Below are 17047 nucleotides of genomic sequence, written 5' to 3'. Positions count from 1 at the left end.
GATCTACGTTCCTCCGCTCGCTGCAGTAGAGCCACGCCATGCGTGGACGGGCCATCAGTAGAGCCACGCCATGCGCGGAAGGGCCATCAGTAGAGCCACGCCATGCGTGGCTGGGCCATCAGTAGAGCCACGCCATGCGTGGCTGGGCCGTCAGTAGAGCCACGCCATGCGTGGCTGGGCCGTCAGTAGAGCCACGCCGTGCGTGGCTGGGCCATCAGTAGAGCCACGCCATGCGTGGCTGAATCCCACCGGCAAAACGTCAGCGCCGCGCCAGCAGCACCAGCACTGCGCCGGTCCCGCCTTGCCCGGGCGGGGCGGAATGGAACGCCAGCACGTCGTTGCGCAGGCGCAGCGCGCGGTCCACCAGGTTCTTCAATACCGGCGCACTGCCATCGGACTGCAGGCCCTTGCCGTGGATGATGCGCACGCAGCCATGCTCGTGTGCGTGGGCTTCCAGCAGGAACTGGCGCAGCATCGCCTCGGCCTGCGTGGCTGTAGCGCCATGCAGGTCCAATTCGTCCTGCACCGAATACTGTCCACGCTTCAAACGCTGGAACAGGCGTGGCGGTAGATTGTCGCGCCGGTAGCTTGCAACATCGCCTGCTTCCAGGGGCGCGTTGTCGCGCAGCAGCCGGGCAAACTCACTGGCGGCTTCCGCGTCGTCGCGCTCGGCCATGCGTGCGCGAGGCTTGGGCCGCGGCGCGGCGGGCGCGGGCTCCACTTCCTTGCGCAGCGGCGTCACTTCGCCGATGGCCGCTCGGAACAAGGCAGCCGGATCTTCGTCTTCAGGGTGCGACATGCGCACAGGTTAAACCGCCTGCGCGGGTCTGCCTATGACCGTTCGATGTCGGCCGTGACCGCAGACAGGGTAGGACCCAGCGCCCGCTTGCGGCACAATAGTCGGCGCACTTGCGGAGTCGCCGCTTCCCTGGAGGAGACGGGTTGGCTTCGCCCACGCTGCAAGGTGACGGGATCGAATTCTTGGAAAATCAAGCGGTTAAATCGAAGATGCGCATCCTGGTCAGCAATGATGACGGTGTCGACGCGGCGGGCATCCGGATGCTGGCATCCGTACTGCGCGAGGCCGGGCACGAAGTCACGGTGGTCGCACCGGACCGCGATCGTTCCGGCGCCAGCAATTCGCTGACCCTGGATCTGCCGATCCGGCTCAAGCGCATCGACCACTACACCGTGTCGGTGGCCGGCACGCCCACCGATTGCGTGCACCTTGCGCTGACCGGCCTGTTGGAATTCGAGCCTGACATTGTCGTGTCCGGCATCAACAATGCCGCCAACCTCGGCGATGACGTGATCTATTCCGGCACCGTTTCGGCGGCGATGGAAGGTCGTTTTCTCGGCCTGCCCGCCGTGGCGGTGTCGCTTGTGACCCGCAATCATGATCCGAAGCATTTCGAGACGGCAGCGCGTGCCGCGGTGGAGATTGTTGCCCGGCTGAAAGCCGATCCGCTGCCGGCCGACACCATCCTCAACGTCAATGTGCCGGACCTGCCGTGGAGCGAGGTCAAGGGCTTCGAAGTCACTCGCCTGGGCAACCGCCATCGCGCCGAAGGCTGCATCGCGCAGAAGGACCCGCGCGGCAATGAGGTGTACTGGATCGGTCCGGCCGGGCGCGAGCAGGACTCAGGCCCCGGTACCGATTTCCATGCGGTGCGCACCGGTCACATTTCGATCACCCCGATCCAGGTTGACCTGACCCGCTATCAGGCGTTGGAAAAGGTCGCCAGCTGGGTCGGCGGCCTCACCGCCGCGCTGGACCAGCCGGCATGAGCCCACGCCTGCGCCTGCAGCCGGAAGCGGTCGGCATCGGCATGACATCGCAGCGCGTGCGCGACCGCCTGGTCGACCGCCTGCGCGAGGCCGGCATCGTCGACGAGTCGACGCTGAACGCGATCCGGGTGGTGCCGCGCCATCTGTTCATCGATGAGGCCCTGGCCTCACGCGCCTATGAAGACACCGCGCTGCCGATCGGCCACGGCCAGACCATTTCGCAGCCGTGGGTGGTGGCGCGGATGACCGAGGCCGTGCTGCAGGTGGCGCCGAAGAAGGTGCTCGAAGTGGGCACTGGCTCGGGTTACCAGGCTGCAGTGCTGGGTGCGCTGGGTCTTGAGGTCTACACCGTCGAGCGCATCGGCGATCTGCTGCGGCAGGCGCGCAAGCGTTTCCGTGCGCTGGGCATGAACATCCGCACCAAGCACGATGATGGTCGCGTAGGCTGGGCCGAGCATGGTCCGTTCGACGCCATCGTGGTCACCGCCGCCGCACCGGCGCTGGTCGATGCCCTGGTCGAGCAGCTGGCCGAAGGTGGCCGCCTGGTCGCCCCGGTCGGCGGCGCGGGCGCGCAGTCGCTGGTGCAGCTTGATCGCAAGGACGACGGCAGCATCGAACAGCGCGTGCTGGCGCCGGTCACCTTCGTACCGCTGCTGTCTGGCATGCTCGATTGAATCCACGGAGCAGGGTTGCATGAAGATTTTCGGGCCGCTGTACGAGCGGGCGATGAAGTGGGCCGCGCACGAGCGCGCGCCGACCTACCTGATGGTGCTGAGCTTTTTCGAGGCCATCATCTTCCCGGTGATGCCGGAAGTGATGCTGGCGCCGATGTGCGTGGCCCAGCCCAAGCGCGGCTGGTGGTTCGCCACCCTCAGCCTGGCCGGCTCGATGGTCGGCGCGCTGGTCGGCTACGCGCTGGGCCATTACGCATTCGAAGCGATCAAGCCGGTGTTCGAGGCGCTGGGCATGCTGCCGTCGATCGAGCAGGGCATTGCTACCGTGCAGGCCAAGATGGTGGAGTCGCCGTGGGCGGTGTTCACTTTCCTGGTGCTGGGTGGCTTCATGCCGATTCCGATGAAGGTCTTCACGTGGGCATCGGGTATCGTCGGCGTGCCGATGCCGCAGTACCTGTTGAGCATGCTGATCGGTCGCGGCAAGCGCGTGTTCGTGCTGGCCGCGGTCATCCGTATCGGTGGTGCGCGCGCCGAAGCAGCGCTGCGCCGATGGATTGAACCGCTGGGCTGGATCGCCACCGCGTTGGTGGTGGTGCTGATCGCCTGGCTTGTATGGAGGTCGAAGTTCGCATGAGTGCAGATCGTCTGAGCAAGGGAGTGCGCATCGGCGCACTGGCGTTGCTGGTATCCACCTTGGCCGCCTGTGGCACCGCCACCGTGGTCCGGCCCAGTGGCAGCGGCGGCAGTGGCGTCAGCACGCCGAAGACGTCGGTGCCCAAGCCGGGGCAGACCGTGGTCGTGCGCAAGGGCGACACCATCTATGCGCTGGCCCGCATCCATGACATCACCCCGGCCGACCTGATCGCCTGGAACAACCTCGACAACCCATCGACCATCTATCCGGGACAGGTGATCCGCCTGTATCCGGCCGGTTCTGGTGGCGGCCGCGCGCCGACCACCGTGGTGACCGCGCCGCGACCCGGTGGCAGCACGTCCGGCGGCAGCACTGCACCGACGCCGGGCCCGGCAGGTCCGGTCAAGAGCAACATCGCCTGGCGCTGGCCGGCCGATGGCGCAGTCGTGGGCCGCTACGTGGCCGGTGATGCGACCAAGCAGGGTGTGGACATCGCCGGCACCAGCGGCGCACCGGTGAAAGCCACGGCCAATGGCGTGGTGGTGTATTCCGGTGCCGGCCTGGTGGGCTATGGCGAGCTGATCATCATCAAGCACAGTGACCAGTGGCTGTCGGCCTATGGCCACAACCGCAAGCGGCTGGTAAATGAAGGGCAGAGCGTGAAGGCCGGCGAGCAGATCGCCGAGATGGGCCGTACCGGTGCCAACCGGGACATGCTGCACTTCGAGATCCGCTACAACGGCAAGCCGGTCGACCCGCAGCAGTATCTGCCGGCGAAGTAACTGGATGTTCGCCTTGCGGGCGGATCCCCGGCCCGGCGCAGCGCGCCGGGCGTTTGCCGAGGGCGCGGCCCATGGGCCGCAAACGCCCTCTGCTCACCCGCTACAACGGCAAGCCGGTCGACCCGCAGCAGTATCTGCCGGCGAAGTAACTGGCCATTAGCGCCGGGCCACGTGCCCGGCATGCTGTTCTGTAGAGCCGAGCCAATGCTCGGCTGCCTTTTCGCCGCCGCACGGCGCCGCCCGAGCATCGGCTCGGGCGCTACAGACAATCTGTAATCCAGGGCAGCGCCGGGCCACGCCCGGCGGCTCCGGCGTCAACCTTCCAGAATGAAGGCGGCCGCCACCTTGCGGCCTTCGCCGGCAAGGATGTTGAAGGTGCGCGCGGCAGCCGGATTGTTCATCACTTCCAGGCCGATGCCGCGCGACAGGCAGGCGGCCATGACTACCGCCGGCGGGAACGCCTGGCGCTCTCCGGTGCCGAGCAGTATCAATGCCGGCTTCAGTGCCAGGATCGGCTCCAGGTCAGCCACCTGCAGCGCCGCGACATCGGTCACTGGCCACTGCTCGACCAGTTGGTCCGGGGTCAGGAAGAAGCTGTTGCCCAGAACGCGATCATTCACTCGTGCCGAGCGACCGTCAGCGGCGCGCAGGCTGTAGGCGTAGTCGGGCAGTTCGTGGTTCAGCTGCATGGCAGTAGGGCGATCAGCCGCGCGGCAGCACGATCTGGCGCTGTTCCTTGCTCGGGCGGTACAGCACGGCGACGTGGCCGATGCGCTGCACCAGCGCGCTGTCGGTGGCCTGCACGATCTCGCCGATCATCACGTCGCGGGCGTCACGGTCTTCGGCGGCAACTTTCACCTTGACCAGTTCGTGACGTTCCAGCACTTCGTTCAGCTCGGTCAGGAAGGCCGGCGTGACGCCCTTGCCGCCGGTCTGCAGCAGGGCCTTCAGGTCGTGGGCTTGGCCGCGCAGGAAACGGGTCTGGGAAGGGGTCAAGGCAGTGGGCATGCAGAAAACACGGTTGAATGGGACGATCAGGGTATCATGGCGACCCCATCAGCCCCTATTTCCAATGGCTACCCGCAGCAAAAGCAGCCAGCGCTGGCTCAAGGAACACTTCTCCGATCCCTTCGTGAAGAAGGCCCAGGCGGAAGGCATGCGCTCCCGCGCGGCCTACAAGCTTGAAGAACTGCTCGAACGTGACCGGCTGCTGAAGCCGCACATGGTGGTGGTCGACCTCGGCGCGGCCCCGGGCGGCTGGTCTCAGCAGGTTCGGAGACAGATTGGTGATACCGGCCGCGTGCTGGCCCTGGACATCCTGGACATGCCGCCGCTGGCCGGCGTGGAGTTCCTTCATGGTGACTTCAGGGAAGAAACCGTCCTATCTGAGTTTGAAGCCATGCTCGGGGATCAGCCGGTAGACCTTGTGCTGTCGGACATGGCCCCCAATAAGAGTGGTGTGGGCGCGGTCGACCAGCCGCGGATGATGCATCTGGCCGAGCTTGCGCTGGATTTCGCCGACAACCACCTCAAGACCGGTGGGGCGTTCCTGATCAAGCTGTTCCAGGGCGAAGGCTTTGACGACTACGTGCGCGACATGCGCCGCCGGTACGACAAGGTCTCCATCCGCAAGCCGGAAGCCTCGCGCAAGCGCTCTCCCGAGGTGTATGCCTTGGGTCAGGGAAAACGCGCCCACATGAAGTAAGCTCGACCCCGTAAGTTCGACCCCAACGCAACGCCAGCACTAAGAGGAACACCGGAGCCAATGAGGATGAACGACTTGACCAAGAACCTCCTGCTATGGGTGGTCGTCGCCGTCGTGCTGATGGTGGTCTTCCAGAGTTTCTCGCCCAAGACCTCCGGGGCTGGGGCGCAGGGCGCTTCGTACTCGCAGTTCCTGGACCAGGTGGACAGCGGCAACGTGCAGAAGGTCGCCTTCGGCGGCGATACGCGCGGTGGTACCAGCCAGATCACCTACACCACCCGGGGTGGACAGTCGTCCACCATCACCGCGCCGTTCGATCGTGACCTGATCAACGTGCTGCGTACCAAGAACGTGGAAATCGTGCAGGAGGAGCCGTCCAGCGGTATCTCCCTCGGTGCGATCCTGATGAATTTCCTGCCGGTCATCCTGATCATCGGCTTCTGGTTGTTCATCATGCGCCAGATGCAGGGCGGTGGCGGCGGTGCCAAGGGCGCGATGTCCTTCGGCAAGTCGCGCGCCAAGCTGCAGGGCGAAGACCAGATCAAGGTCACCTTCGCCGACGTTGCCGGTTGCGACGAGGCCAAGGAGGAAGTGGGCGAACTGGTCGACTTCCTGCGCGATCCGTCCAAGTTCACCAAGCTGGGCGGCAAGATTCCGCGCGGCGTGCTGATGGTCGGCCCGCCGGGTACCGGCAAGACGCTGCTGGCCAAGGCCATCGCAGGCGAAGCCAAGGTGCCGTTCTTCTCGATCTCCGGTTCGGACTTCGTGGAAATGTTCGTCGGCGTCGGCGCCAGCCGCGTGCGCGACATGTTCGAGCAGGCCAAGAAGCACGCGCCGTGCATCATCTTCATCGACGAAATCGATGCCGTCGGTCGCCACCGTGGTGCTGGCCTGGGTGGCGGTCATGACGAGCGCGAGCAGACCCTGAACCAGCTGCTGGTCGAGATGGACGGTTTCGAAGGTGGCGAAGGCGTGATCGTGATCGCCGCGACCAATCGTCCGGACGTGCTGGACCCGGCGCTGCTGCGTCCGGGCCGTTTCGACCGCCAGGTCGTGGTCGGCCTGCCGGACGTGAAGGGCCGCGAGCACATCCTCAAGGTGCACATGCGCAAGCTGCCGCTGGCCGACGACGTCGAGCCGATGGTGATCGCGCGTGGTACCCCGGGCTTCTCCGGTGCCGACCTGGCCAACCTCTGCAACGAGGCGGCCCTGTTCGCCGCGCGTGGCAACGAGAAGGAAGTCCGCATGGACCACTTCGATCGTGCCCGCGACAAGATCCTGATGGGTGCCGAGCGCCGCTCGATGGCCATGAGCGAGGAGGAGAAGACCCTCACCGCGTACCACGAAGCCGGCCATGCCATCGTGGGTCGTCTGGTGCCGGAACATGACCCGGTCTACAAGGTCACGATCATTCCGCGCGGTCGCGCGCTGGGTGTGACCATGTACCTGCCGGAAGGCGACAAGTACTCGATGAACCGCGTGGCGATCAAGTCGCAGCTCTGCTCGCTGTACGGTGGCCGCGTCGCCGAAGAGCTGATCTTCGGTGCCGACAAGGTCACCACTGGCGCCTCCAACGACATCGAACGCGCCACCAAGATGGCCCGCAACATGGTCACCAAGTGGGGTCTTTCCGAGCAGCTCGGCCCGATCGCCTATGGTGAAGAGGACGACGAGGTGTTCCTGGGTCGTTCGGTCACCCAGCACAAGAGCGTGTCCAACGACACGGCCCGTCGCATCGACGAGGAAGTACGCAACATCCTCGACGAGGCTTACGCGCGTACCACCGAGCTGATGACGGCCAACCTGGACAAGCTGCACGCCATGTCCCAGCTGCTGCTGCAGTACGAAACCATTGATGCGCCGCAGATCGACGCCATCATGGAAGGTCGTGATCCGCCGCCGCCGATGGGCTGGAACAAGTCCAACAAGGACGGTGGCAACAATGACAAGGGCGGCGACGCCCGTCCGCTGCCGCCGATCGCCGGTCCGGCCGAATCGATCTGACGGCCTGCCGTACGCAATGCAAGACGAGGCCGGGGCAACCCGGCCTTGTTGTTTCCGGGCCCCGGCCCATCCGTTCCGACAGTCCGCTGGAGTTCGCATGTCTGCCCCCAAGCCTGAACCGATTTCCCACACCGCCGAAATGGTCATCGCCACCGTGGTTGGTGTGGCCGTCGGCCTGACCGTGGACAATCTGCTGCTGGGTTGTGGCGTAGGTATCGCGGTGGGCATCCTGCTGAGCATCATCAAGACGCTGTACGTGGACCGGAAGCGCCGCCGCAGGTAGGGTTTTCCGGCCGGGCTGCGCCCGGCGCCCGCAGAGGCGGTAGTGCCGGCCGCTGGCCGGGAACCTCAACAGCAACAGCAACAGCAACAGCAACAGCAACAGCATCAGCCGGCATTCCGTGTGATGGCGGGGCGGTGTCGGATTGCGGGGACGCCGTGAACCCATCCCTGGGGCCTTGGCAGCCGCATCCATGCGGCTGACACCCCGCCATCCGACACCGCCCCACCTCTGACAGATTCCTGCTGCTGTTGGTAGGTGTCGACCTTGGTCGACACGGTAGATCCACGCCATGCGTGGATGCTCTTCGTTCAATTCTCGAGATATTCGAATTCGATGGAGATTCATCCACGCATGGCGTGGATCTACCGGGCCCAATCCAACCGTCACCGGGAATCTGTCGGAGGTGGGGCGGTGTGGGGCTGCAGGACCGTTGGCGCCATGGATGGCGCCATCGAGCCCCCAAGGACGGGTTTACGGCGTGTCCTGCAGCCCCACAACGCCCCGCCAGACCATCAGCAATCCAGAGCTGCTTTGGCTTTGGCTGTTGCCTCTGCGGGTGCAGGGCGCCGCCCTGCCGAACTAAACTACCCGCCGTTGTCCCTGCAGGATTGCCCATGTTCGATATCTCTCCCCAGCTCGATTGCGCCGGCCGCATCCTGCGCCTGGACCGTGCCCGGGTCATGGGGATCGTCAACGTCACCCCGGATTCGTTCTCCGACGGCGGTGCCCATGACACCACCGAAGCAGCGGTCGCGCACGGCCTGAAGCTGGTGGAGGAGGGGGCTGACCTGCTCGATATCGGCGGCGAGTCCACCCGCCCGGGTGCCGCGCCGGTGTCGATCGACGAAGAGCTGCGTCGTGTCCTGCCCGTCATCGAGCAGCTGGCGACGCGTACATCGGTGCCGATCAGCATCGACACCTTCAAGCCGGAAGTGATGCGCGCCGCAGTGGCTGCAGGTGCCGGGATGATCAACGACATTTTCGGCCTGCGCCAGGACGGTGCGCTGGAGGCGGCGGCAGATGCAGGTGTGCCGGTGGTGCTGATGCACATGCAGGGCGAGCCCGGCCACATGCAGGCCGACCCGCAGTACGATGACGTCGTCAGCGACGTCCATGGCTTCCTGGTGCAGCGGTTGTTCGCCGCCGAAATGGCCGGCATCGCCAAGAAGAACCTGGTGATCGACCTCGGCTTCGGCTTCGGCAAGAGCACCGCGCACAACATCACCCTGCTGGCCCGTTCCGAGCGCTTTCTCGAACTCGGTGTGCCGATGCTGGCCGGGCTGTCGCGCAAGCGCAGCCTGGGAGAGCTGACCGGTCGCGAATCACCGGCTGAGCGCGTTGCTGCGTCGGTGGCCGCACACCTCATCGCCGTGCAGCGCGGCGCCCGTATCGTGCGTGTGCACGACGTGGCAGCGACGGTCGATGCCTTGAACGTCTGGCAGGCGGTCGAAGCGGTGCCCGCTGTCCGGGTAGATGCCAAACCCACCGTCCGCTGGCCGGACGAAGACTGATGGCTGTCGATCAACGACCGCTGGCGATCGCCGTGATGGGGCCGACCGCCAGCGGCAAGACCGCAACCGCGATCGCGCTGGCGCAGCGGCTGGATGGCGAAATCGTCAGCGTCGATTCGGCGCTGGTCTATCGCGGGCTGGATGTCGGTTCGGCCAAGCCTGATGCTGCCGAACGCGCGCAGGCACCGCACCACCTGCTGGACCTGCGCGATCCCTGGCAGACCTATTCGGCCGCCGAGTTCGCCGCCGATGCCAGCCGCGTGGTGGCCGACATCGTCGCCCGGGGCAAGACGCCGATCCTGGCCGGCGGCACCGGCCTGTACTTCCGTGCGCTGCTGCAGGGGCTGTCGCCGATGCCGGAGGCAGACCCGGCGATGCGCGATGCCTTGAGCGCCGAGGCCGCCGAGCGCGGCTGGGCGGCCCTGCATGCCGAGCTGGCCACTGTCGACCCGGCCGCCGCCGCGCGCATCCATGCCACCGACCCGCAACGCATCCAGCGGGCGCTGGAGGTCTACCGGCTGACCGGCACGCCGATCAGTGAATGGCAGCGTCGACCCGGGGTCGCCCCGTTGCCGGTGCGCACATTGAAGCTGATCCTGGCGCCGCGCGAACGCGCCGTGCTGCACCAGCGCATCGAGGCCCGCTTCGACGCCATGCTCGCCCAGGGCTTCCTCGACGAAGTGCGCGCCCTGCGTGCGCTGCCGGAAATGCGGGCGGTCGCCGCGCCGCTGGACCTGCCGGCCGTCCGCGCAGTGGGGTATCGCCAAGCCTGGGAGTACCTGGACGGCGAAGGCGACGAGGCCCGCTTCCGTGACAGGTCCATTTTCGCCACCCGTCAACTGGCCAAGCGCCAGCTGACCTGGCTGCGCGGCGAGCTTGATGCGCGCTGGTTCGACCCCCATATGGATGGGGAGCGCCTGGCAGGCGCGGTGTCGACCTTCGTTGCACGCTGAACCGACGCTGGCCGTGTACCATCATGGGCCGGCAAGCGGCTCGGGGGCCGCGGCAACCGCCGGCTACCAATAAGAACAATAATCAGGAGTGTGCAATGTCCAAGGGGCAATCGCTGCAGGATCCTTTCTTGAATGCACTGCGGCGCGAACGCGTGCCGGTTTCGGTGTACCTGGTCAACGGCATCAAGCTGCAGGGCACGATCGAATCGTTCGATCAGTTCGTGGTCCTGCTGCGCAACACCGTCAGCCAGATGGTCTACAAGCACGCCATTTCCACCGTGGTGCCGGCGCGCAACGTCAAGGTCGGCCCGGGTGGTGGGTACGTGCAGTCAGGTGAAGATGGTCAGGCGGGTGATGAAGCAGACGAATGATGTTGGAGCGGTGAATGTTTGACCGCTCGAAAAAGGGCGAACACGCCCTGTTGATCCAGCCGCATTTCGGCAAGCTGGAAGACGATGTGCTGGAAGAATTCGGTGATCTGGCCCGCTCGGCTGGGGCCAGCATCGCGGTGACCATCACTGCGCGCCTGGATCGCCCGAACCCGTCGACCCTGCTCGGCAGCGGCAAGCTGGATGAGATCAAGGCCGCTGCCGATGCCACCGGAGCCGACCTGGTCCTGGTCAACCATGCGTTGAGCCCGGGCCAGGAGCGCAATCTGGAGCGTTTCCTGGAGCGCCGGGTGATCGACCGTACCGGCCTGATCCTGGACATCTTCGCCCAGCGTGCACGCAGTCATGAAGGCAAACTGCAGGTCGAGCTGGCCCAGCTGCGCCATATGGCGACACGGCTGGTGCGCGGCTGGACCCATCTGGAGCGCCAGCGTGGTGGTTCGATCGGTCTGCGCGGACCGGGTGAAACCCAGCTGGAAACCGACCGTCGCCTGCTGCAGAAGCGGGTTGAACAGCTGCAGAAGCGGCTGGAAAAGGTCGAAGTACAGCGCACCCAGATGCGCCGTGCGCGCGTGCGCAGCGAATTGCCGCGCGTGGCCCTGGTGGGCTACACCAATGCCGGCAAATCGACATTGTTCAATGCGATGACTGGCGCCGAGGCCTATGCGGCTGACCAGTTGTTCGCCACCCTGGATCCGACCGTACGCCGCATTGCAGTGCCCGGTGGCAACGTCGTGCTGGCCGATACGGTGGGTTTCGTGCGCGACCTGCCGCATGACCTGGTGGCGGCCTTCCGCTCGACCCTGTCTGAAGCGCGCGAGGCGGATTTCCTGCTGCACCTTGTCGATGCCGCCGATCCGCACCGCGAGGAGCGCATCGCCCAGGTTGATGAGGTGCTGACCGCCGTCGGTGCCGGCGACCTGCCGCAGCTGCTGGTGTTCAACAAGATCGACCGTATCGAGGGCGCCGACGTGCGCCACGATGGCCAGGACGGCGTGCCGGATGAATCGCGGCGTGAGCGGGTGTGGATTTCCGCCCGCGACGGGCAGGGCATCGAGCTGTTGCAGGCCGTGCTCGGCAAGCGCCTGGGGCTGCAGCACGTAACCGGCGAGTTGCGCCTGCCCCCCAGTGCCGGCCGACTGCGCGCGCGCCTGCACCAGCTGGAAGTGATCCGCAGCGAGCAGGCCGATGAAGAAGGCTGGCTGCTGCAGGTCGATCTTCCCATCGCCGAGGCCGAGAAGCTGGCCGCCAGCGCTGATGGCGAACCGATCCGGGCCCTGCTGCCGGAGAAGCTGCCCGAATGGTGACGTCGTGCCGGCCGCTGGCCGGCAGCTCCTTGGCGCCGTGCCGCGACACCACGCTTCAATCTGCGGTACAACGTGCAGGTTCTTCATCTTTCAGCTACCACGATGTCCATCCCCACCGACGCCGAACTCAACGCCCAGGCCGCTGCGCTGGGCCAGCGACTGCAGCAGGCCTCGCTGCAGCTGGTGACTGCTGAAAGCTGCAGTGGTGGCTGGATCGCCAAGTGCATGACCGACATCGCCGGTTCCTCGGCGTTCTTCGACTGCGGCATGGTGGTTTACAGCTACGAAGCCAAGCAGCGGCTGCTGGGTGTGCGCGCGCAGACATTGGAACAGTTCGGTGCGGTCAGCCGCGAAACGGTGCTGGAAATGGTGTCCGGGGCGCTGGTCAATTCCGGCGCCGGCATCGCGGTGGCGGTGACCGGAATCGCAGGGCCGGGTGGTGGCAGTCCGGACAAGCCGGTCGGCTGTGTCTGGATCGGCTGGAAGCGCCGCGGCGGCTATGCCCGTGCCGAGCTGTTCCAGTTCGACGGTGAACGTGAAGCCATCCGCCGGCAGACCGTAGCGGCGGCATTGCACGGTATCGACGCCCAGCTGTGACATGCTGCTCCGGCAATCAACCGGAGTAGGCAACGATGTGGGAGACGCTGGGCACCGTCCGTGACCTTGGCCGGCTGCAGGAGATCGCCGCCGTCCTGATCCGCTACGGCTTCGGCGACGTCGTGCGGCGCATCGGCTTGGCGACCGTGCTGGAACGTACCGGTCGCCTGCTGCACTGGAACGAGGAACGGCAGGAGATGCTGCGGATGACTGCGCCGGTGCGCGTGCGCAGCGCCCTGCAGGATCTCGGGCCGACGTTCGTGAAGCTGGGCCAGGTGCTGGCCACGCGCGTGGACCTGTTGCCGCCGGACTGGATTGCTGAACTCTCCGAGTTGCAGAACGCGGTACCTGCGTTGCCCTACGAGAAGATCCGCGAACAGCTGGAGGCCGATCTTGGTGCTTCGCCGGCGCAGGTGTTCGCCTTCCTTGATGAAACGCCGATGGCCGCTGCTTCGCTGGCCCAGGCCCATCGCGCGCGATTGCATGATGGGCGCGAAGTGGTGCTGAAGGTGCGGCGTCCCGGTATCCGTGACGTGGTTGAGGCCGATCTGCGATTGCTGGCCCGGCTGGCCGAGATCGTTGAGGCACGCCTTCCGGATCTGCGCCGCTACCGGCCCGCCGAGGTGGTGCAGCAGTTCACGGTGTCGCTGCGGCGCGAGCTGGATTTTGCCGGGGAGTGCCGCAATGCCGAGCGCATCGCACGCAACTTCGAGGGGCGGAACGACATCCTGATTCCGGCGGTGCACTGGCAATGGACCTGCGAAAGCCTGAACGTGCAGGACTTCGTCGACGGCATTGCCGGTCGTGATCTTGCCGGTGTTGACGCGGCAGGCCTCGACCGCCGCGAACTGGCCCGGCGTGGCGCCGACATCGTATTGAAGATGGTGCTGGAGGACGGCAGCTTCCACGCCGATCCACACCCGGGCAACATCATCTACCTGCGCGACGGCCGCATCGGCGTGATCGATTTCGGCATGGTTGGCGCCTTGTCGGAGATACGCCGCTTCCAGGTCGCACAGCTGCTGCATGGTCTGGTGGAACAGGACCCGCAGGGCGTGGCCGATGTGCTGCTGGACTGGGCGGGCGGGGTGGAGGTGGACGAGAACCGGTTGCAGCATGACATCAGCCTGTTCGTCGACCAGTACCGTGGCGTGCCACTGAAAGACCTGCGCATCGGCCTGATGCTGGGCGACATCACCCAGTTGCTGCGCAGCTACAACCTGACCTTGCCGGCGGATCTGGCGCTGATGATCAAGGCCTTCCTGACACTGGAGGGCATGGGCCGCCAGCTTGACCCGGATTTCGATATGGCCAGCGCGGCACGCCCGTTCCTGGAACGGGTCGTGCTGCAGCGCTATGCGCCGCGGGCGCTGCTGAAACGGGGCCGACGCAGCTTGCTCGGCATGATCGACTTTGCCGGTGAACTGCCTCGGGATCTGCGCAAGCTGGTCCAGGCTGCGCGCCGTGGCCGCCTGCAGCTGAAGGTCGAGACCAGCGCGCTGCAGGGCTTCGGCGACCAGGTCAATCGTGCAGCGAACCGGATGGTGATGGGGATCGTCACCGCGGCCTTGATCATCGGCTCGTCGATTGTCATGCACAGCGTAGGGGGCGTCTCCAGCCGCTGGTTGCTGGCGCTGGGCGTGTGCGGCTTCATCGGCGCAGGGTTCTGCGGGGTGTGGATCCTGTTCTCGATCTGGAGAAGCGGCAAGCACACGTAGTGTGCTTACCGCGGCGGTTCCCACCGGGAACCGCGGAATCGCGCAGCGATTCCTGTAGAGCCGACCGCTGGTCGGCTGCTTTCGCCTTCGTCTACGTCAGCCTGGGCATTCGTCTGATTGCCGAGCATGGCTCGGCACTGCATGTCGGTTTCGGCCCGCATTGCGTCTTGTCGCCCCCGGCACTTGCACACCCGGGTATTAGTAGTAATACTACTAACCATGGACCTGACCGACACCCAGCAGGCGATCCTGCAGTTGATCGCCGAGCGTATCGAGAGCGAAGGCGCACCGCCGTCGCAGACTGAAATCGCACGCGCCTTCGGCTTCAAGGGGGTGCGCGCGGCGCAGTACCACCTGGAGGCGCTGGAGCAGGCCGGGGCGATCCGTCGCGTACCGGGCCAGGCGCGAGGCATCCGCCTGGTGCAGGCGCCGCCGGTAGAGAAGCTTGCCGAGCCTGACCTGCCCGACAGCGTCCTGCGCCTGCCGATCCTGGGGCGGGTCGCTGCAGGTCTGCCGATCGGCGCCGACATCGGCTCGGATGATTTCGTGGTGCTGGATCGGGTGTTCTTCTCGCCCGCACCGGACTACCTGCTGAAGGTGCAGGGCGACTCGATGATCGACGAAGGCATCTTCGATGGCGACCTGATCGGCGTGCACCGCACCCGCGACGCTCATTCCGGGCAGATCGTGGTGGCACGCATTGATGACGAGATCACCGTCAAGCTGTTGAAGATCGCCAAGGACCGGATCCGCCTGCTGCCCCGCAATCCCGATTACAAGCCGATTGACGTGCTTCCCGACCAGGACTTCTCGATCGAGGGCCTGTACTGCGGGCTGCTGCGACCAAACCGCTGACGATTCACCCTGCAATTCCCGCGGTCTTTTGTGGCGATTCTCTGGTTCTGCTGAGGTTGGTACGGATGTCCGATAATTTTTTTCCGAACGCCGGGCAGAATCTCAGCCTGTGCGATACGCCAGCCTTAAAGTGAACCCATGGCCAAGAAGACTTCCAAAGACAGCACCTCCAACGACGTGACCTCTGCAAGGACCAATCCGATGGACGAGAACAAGAAGCGCGCCCTCGCTGCAGCTCTGGGCCAGATCGAAAAGCAGTTCGGCAAGGGCTCGGTGATGCGCATGGGCGACCGTGTGGTCGAGCCCGTCGAGGCGATTCCGACCGGTTCTCTGATGCTGGATATCGCATTGGGCATTGGTGGCCTGCCCAAGGGCCGCGTCGTGGAAATCTACGGCCCGGAATCCTCCGGCAAGACCACGTTGACCCTGCAGGCCATCGCCGAGTGCCAGAAGCTGGGCGGTACGGCTGCCTTTATCGATGCCGAGCACGCGCTGGACCCGATCTACGCAGGCAAGCTGGGCGTCAATGTCGACGACCTGCTGCTCTCGCAGCCGGATACCGGTGAGCAGGCGCTTGAAATCGCCGACATGCTGGTCCGCTCCGGTTCGGTGGACATCCTGGTGGTCGACTCGGTCGCCGCGTTGACCCCGAAGGCCGAAATCGAAGGCGAGATGGGCGACCAGCTGCCGGGCCTGCAGGCACGTCTGATGAGCCAGGCGCTGCGCAAGCTGACCGGCAACATCAAGCGTTCGAACACCCTGGTGGTGTTCATCAACCAGTTGCGCATGAAGATCGGCGTGATGATGCCGGGCCAGAGCCCGGAAGTGACCACCGGCGGCAACGCGCTGAAGTTCTATGCCTCGGTGCGCCTGGACATCCGCCGCATCGGCGCGATCAAGAAGGGCGACGAGATCATCGGCAACCAGACCAAGATCAAGGTCGTCAAGAACAAGCTGGCGCCGCCGTTCAAGCAGGTCATCACCGAGATCCTGTACGGCGAAGGCATCAGCCGCGAAGGCGAACTGATCGATATGGGCGTGGAGGCCAAGCTGGTCGAGAAGGCCGGTGCCTGGTACAGCTACGGTGAAGAGCGCATCGGCCAGGGCAAGGACAACGCCCGCGGCTATCTGCGCGACAACCCGCAGGTTGCCGCCAAGCTTGAGGCTGAGCTGCGCGAAAAGTTCCAGCCGACCGAAGCCGTCCGTGAGGAAGGCGACGACGAAGGCGACGACGAGTAAGGCTTGCTGTGGGGCAGGGCGGCGCCGTCAGTGACGTCGCCCTGTCCTGCAGATTCGGTTTCCCCGACGGGGGACGCGCCAGGGACGGCGCATTTGATTGAAGGCGAGCATGAACGATTCCGACGCCCCGGAACCCGGCCGCAAGCGCCGCGTACGCGAACAGACCCCCGTCCAGCGTGCCTTGGGGTTGCTGGTGCGGCGTGAGCATTCGCGCAAGGAGCTGACCCGCAAGCTGACCTCCCGGGGTATCGAGGGCGAGGCGGCGCAGGCCGCGGTCGACAAGCTGACCGAGGCTGGCTGGCAGGACGATACCCGCTTTGCCGAGAATCTGGTGCGCATGCGTGCCAATACCGGCTACGGGCCCATCCATGTGCGTGCCGAACTGGGTACCCATGGACTGGACAGCGAGCAGATCGCTGCCGCCATGGAGACCTTTGAAGGCGACTGGACGGAGAACGCCCGGGACCTGGTCCGTCGCCGCTTCGGTGAGGCCGGCCCGCAGGACCTGGCGCAGCGTCGCAAGGCCGCCGATCTGCTGGCTCGCCGGGGCTTTGATGGCGACAGCATCCGTCGTGCGACCCGTTACGATCCGGACGACTGAGACTGAT

The 17047-nt window shown here is 65.6% G+C and carries 19 protein-coding genes; 16 read left to right on the top strand and 3 right to left on the bottom strand.

The window, feature by feature from the left end; all coding sequences use genetic code 11:
- Positions 1-259: 259 nt before the first annotated feature.
- Positions 260-799 (bottom strand): Smr/MutS family protein, encoded by a 540-nt coding sequence (locus tag HUT07_RS11820; protein WP_176021095.1) that lies wholly within the window; start codon positions 797-799, stop codon positions 260-262.
- Positions 800-1008: 209 nt separating this feature from the next.
- Between HUT07_RS11820 and surE the strand changes: the two genes are divergently transcribed.
- Genes surE through HUT07_RS11800 form a run of 4 tightly spaced genes read left to right on the top strand, consistent with a single transcriptional unit; the run spans position 1009 to position 3878 of the window.
- Positions 1009-1788, top strand: coding sequence for a 5'/3'-nucleotidase SurE (surE, locus tag HUT07_RS11815; protein ID WP_089240247.1), 780 nt, complete (start codon positions 1009-1011; stop codon positions 1786-1788).
- Positions 1785-2462: a protein-L-isoaspartate(D-aspartate) O-methyltransferase gene (locus HUT07_RS11810; protein WP_089240249.1), complete on the top strand. Its 678-nt coding sequence runs from the start codon at positions 1785-1787 to the stop codon at positions 2460-2462. The genes surE and HUT07_RS11810 overlap by 4 nt, the downstream gene beginning before the upstream one ends.
- A 19-nt stretch (positions 2463-2481) precedes the next feature.
- Entirely contained in the window at positions 2482-3096 is a 615-nt protein-coding gene (locus HUT07_RS11805) for a DedA family protein (protein WP_176021094.1), read from the top strand.
- Entirely contained in the window at positions 3093-3878 is a 786-nt protein-coding gene (locus HUT07_RS11800; RefSeq protein WP_100464722.1) for a peptidoglycan DD-metalloendopeptidase family protein, read from the top strand. The genes HUT07_RS11805 and HUT07_RS11800 overlap by 4 nt, the downstream gene beginning before the upstream one ends.
- A gap of 314 nt (positions 3879-4192) precedes the next feature.
- Here the strand turns inward: HUT07_RS11800 and HUT07_RS11795 are convergent, their stop codons facing one another.
- Both HUT07_RS11795 and yhbY read right to left on the bottom strand, forming a co-directional pair.
- Positions 4193-4567, bottom strand: coding sequence for an Mth938-like domain-containing protein (locus HUT07_RS11795; protein WP_032976512.1), 375 nt, complete (start codon positions 4565-4567; stop codon positions 4193-4195).
- A 13-nt stretch (positions 4568-4580) separates the two neighbouring features.
- Positions 4581-4886: a ribosome assembly RNA-binding protein YhbY gene (gene yhbY, locus HUT07_RS11790; RefSeq protein ID WP_176021093.1), complete on the bottom strand. Its 306-nt coding sequence runs from the start codon at positions 4884-4886 to the stop codon at positions 4581-4583.
- Positions 4887-4950: 64 nt separating this feature from the next.
- Between yhbY and rlmE the strand changes: the two genes are divergently transcribed.
- The 12 genes from rlmE to recX all read left to right on the top strand — a co-directional run bounded on the left by rlmE (position 4951) and on the right by recX (position 17040).
- The gene (gene rlmE / locus HUT07_RS11785) at positions 4951-5583 is read left to right on the top strand and encodes a 23S rRNA (uridine(2552)-2'-O)-methyltransferase RlmE (protein WP_100464728.1); all 633 of its coding nucleotides are present in this window, start codon (positions 4951-4953) and stop codon (positions 5581-5583) included.
- Between the two features lie 66 nt (positions 5584-5649).
- Complete coding sequence (gene ftsH / locus HUT07_RS11780; protein WP_176021092.1) at positions 5650-7587, top strand: ATP-dependent zinc metalloprotease FtsH; 1938 nt, start codon at positions 5650-5652, stop codon at positions 7585-7587.
- Between the two features lie 97 nt (positions 7588-7684).
- Positions 7685-7870: a hypothetical protein gene (locus HUT07_RS11775; RefSeq protein ID WP_176021091.1), complete on the top strand. Its 186-nt coding sequence runs from the start codon at positions 7685-7687 to the stop codon at positions 7868-7870.
- A gap of 614 nt (positions 7871-8484) precedes the next feature.
- On the top strand, positions 8485-9381 hold the full coding sequence (folP, locus tag HUT07_RS11770) for a dihydropteroate synthase (RefSeq protein WP_176021090.1): 897 nt from the start codon (positions 8485-8487) through the stop codon (positions 9379-9381).
- Positions 9381-10334 carry a tRNA (adenosine(37)-N6)-dimethylallyltransferase MiaA gene (gene miaA / locus HUT07_RS11765; RefSeq protein WP_176021089.1) on the top strand — a complete coding sequence of 318 codons (954 nt, stop codon included), beginning with the start codon at positions 9381-9383 and terminating at the stop codon, positions 10332-10334. Before folP ends, miaA begins: the two co-directional genes overlap by 1 nt.
- Before the next feature lie 95 nt (positions 10335-10429).
- A complete protein-coding gene (gene hfq, locus HUT07_RS11760) occupies positions 10430-10705 on the top strand; it encodes an RNA chaperone Hfq (RefSeq protein WP_025878916.1) in 276 nt (91 codons plus the stop codon).
- Positions 10706-10719: 14 nt separating this feature from the next.
- The gene (gene hflX, locus HUT07_RS11755; RefSeq protein ID WP_176021088.1) at positions 10720-12030 is read left to right on the top strand and encodes a ribosome rescue GTPase HflX; all 1311 of its coding nucleotides are present in this window, start codon (positions 10720-10722) and stop codon (positions 12028-12030) included.
- 102 nt (positions 12031-12132) lie between these two features.
- Positions 12133-12627 carry a nicotinamide-nucleotide amidohydrolase family protein gene (locus HUT07_RS11750; RefSeq protein ID WP_176021087.1) on the top strand — a complete coding sequence of 165 codons (495 nt, stop codon included), beginning with the start codon at positions 12133-12135 and terminating at the stop codon, positions 12625-12627.
- 35 nt (positions 12628-12662) lie between these two features.
- Entirely contained in the window at positions 12663-14345 is a 1683-nt protein-coding gene (gene ubiB / locus HUT07_RS11745; RefSeq protein ID WP_176021086.1) for a 2-polyprenylphenol 6-hydroxylase, read from the top strand.
- 219 nt (positions 14346-14564) lie between these two features.
- Entirely contained in the window at positions 14565-15200 is a 636-nt protein-coding gene (lexA, locus tag HUT07_RS11740) for a transcriptional repressor LexA (RefSeq protein WP_176021085.1), read from the top strand.
- Between the two features lie 201 nt (positions 15201-15401).
- Positions 15402-16439: a recombinase RecA gene (recA, locus tag HUT07_RS11735; protein WP_176022539.1), complete on the top strand. Its 1038-nt coding sequence runs from the start codon at positions 15402-15404 to the stop codon at positions 16437-16439.
- Positions 16440-16548: 109 nt separating this feature from the next.
- Positions 16549-17040 (top strand): recombination regulator RecX, encoded by a 492-nt coding sequence (gene recX / locus HUT07_RS11730; protein ID WP_099820106.1) that lies wholly within the window; start codon positions 16549-16551, stop codon positions 17038-17040.
- The last annotated feature ends 7 nt before the right edge of the window (positions 17041-17047 follow it).

This window comes from Stenotrophomonas sp. NA06056 (assembly GCF_013364355.1).
Lineage (GTDB): Bacteria > Pseudomonadota > Gammaproteobacteria > Xanthomonadales > Xanthomonadaceae > Stenotrophomonas.
The sequence above is the reverse complement of the archived record's forward strand: the minus strand, read 5'-3'. Positions and strand labels throughout refer to the sequence as shown.

Excerpts from the sequence above, each read along its gene's own strand:
- HUT07_RS11820 (WP_176021095.1), bottom strand. The coding sequence starts at position 799 with ATGTCGCACCCTGAAGACGAAGATCCGGCTGCCTTGTTCCGAGCGGCC.
- surE (WP_089240247.1), top strand. The coding sequence starts at position 1,009 with ATGCGCATCCTGGTCAGCAATGATGACGGTGTCGACGCGGCGGGCATC.
- HUT07_RS11810 (WP_089240249.1), top strand. The coding sequence starts at position 1,785 with ATGAGCCCACGCCTGCGCCTGCAGCCGGAAGCGGTCGGCATCGGCATG.
- HUT07_RS11805 (WP_176021094.1), top strand. The coding sequence starts at position 2,482 with ATGAAGATTTTCGGGCCGCTGTACGAGCGGGCGATGAAGTGGGCCGCG.
- HUT07_RS11800 (WP_100464722.1), top strand. The coding sequence starts at position 3,093 with ATGAGTGCAGATCGTCTGAGCAAGGGAGTGCGCATCGGCGCACTGGCG.
- HUT07_RS11795 (WP_032976512.1), bottom strand. The coding sequence starts at position 4,567 with ATGCAGCTGAACCACGAACTGCCCGACTACGCCTACAGCCTGCGCGCC.
- yhbY (WP_176021093.1), bottom strand. The coding sequence starts at position 4,886 with ATGCCCACTGCCTTGACCCCTTCCCAGACCCGTTTCCTGCGCGGCCAA.
- rlmE (WP_100464728.1), top strand. The coding sequence starts at position 4,951 with ATGGCTACCCGCAGCAAAAGCAGCCAGCGCTGGCTCAAGGAACACTTC.
- ftsH (WP_176021092.1), top strand. The coding sequence starts at position 5,650 with ATGAACGACTTGACCAAGAACCTCCTGCTATGGGTGGTCGTCGCCGTC.
- HUT07_RS11775 (WP_176021091.1), top strand. The coding sequence starts at position 7,685 with ATGTCTGCCCCCAAGCCTGAACCGATTTCCCACACCGCCGAAATGGTC.
- folP (WP_176021090.1), top strand. The coding sequence starts at position 8,485 with ATGTTCGATATCTCTCCCCAGCTCGATTGCGCCGGCCGCATCCTGCGC.
- miaA (WP_176021089.1), top strand. The coding sequence starts at position 9,381 with ATGGCTGTCGATCAACGACCGCTGGCGATCGCCGTGATGGGGCCGACC.
- hfq (WP_025878916.1), top strand. The coding sequence starts at position 10,430 with ATGTCCAAGGGGCAATCGCTGCAGGATCCTTTCTTGAATGCACTGCGG.
- hflX (WP_176021088.1), top strand. The coding sequence starts at position 10,720 with ATGTTTGACCGCTCGAAAAAGGGCGAACACGCCCTGTTGATCCAGCCG.
- HUT07_RS11750 (WP_176021087.1), top strand. The coding sequence starts at position 12,133 with ATGTCCATCCCCACCGACGCCGAACTCAACGCCCAGGCCGCTGCGCTG.
- ubiB (WP_176021086.1), top strand. The coding sequence starts at position 12,663 with ATGTGGGAGACGCTGGGCACCGTCCGTGACCTTGGCCGGCTGCAGGAG.
- lexA (WP_176021085.1), top strand. The coding sequence starts at position 14,565 with ATGGACCTGACCGACACCCAGCAGGCGATCCTGCAGTTGATCGCCGAG.
- recA (WP_176022539.1), top strand. The coding sequence starts at position 15,402 with ATGGACGAGAACAAGAAGCGCGCCCTCGCTGCAGCTCTGGGCCAGATC.
- recX (WP_099820106.1), top strand. The coding sequence starts at position 16,549 with ATGAACGATTCCGACGCCCCGGAACCCGGCCGCAAGCGCCGCGTACGC.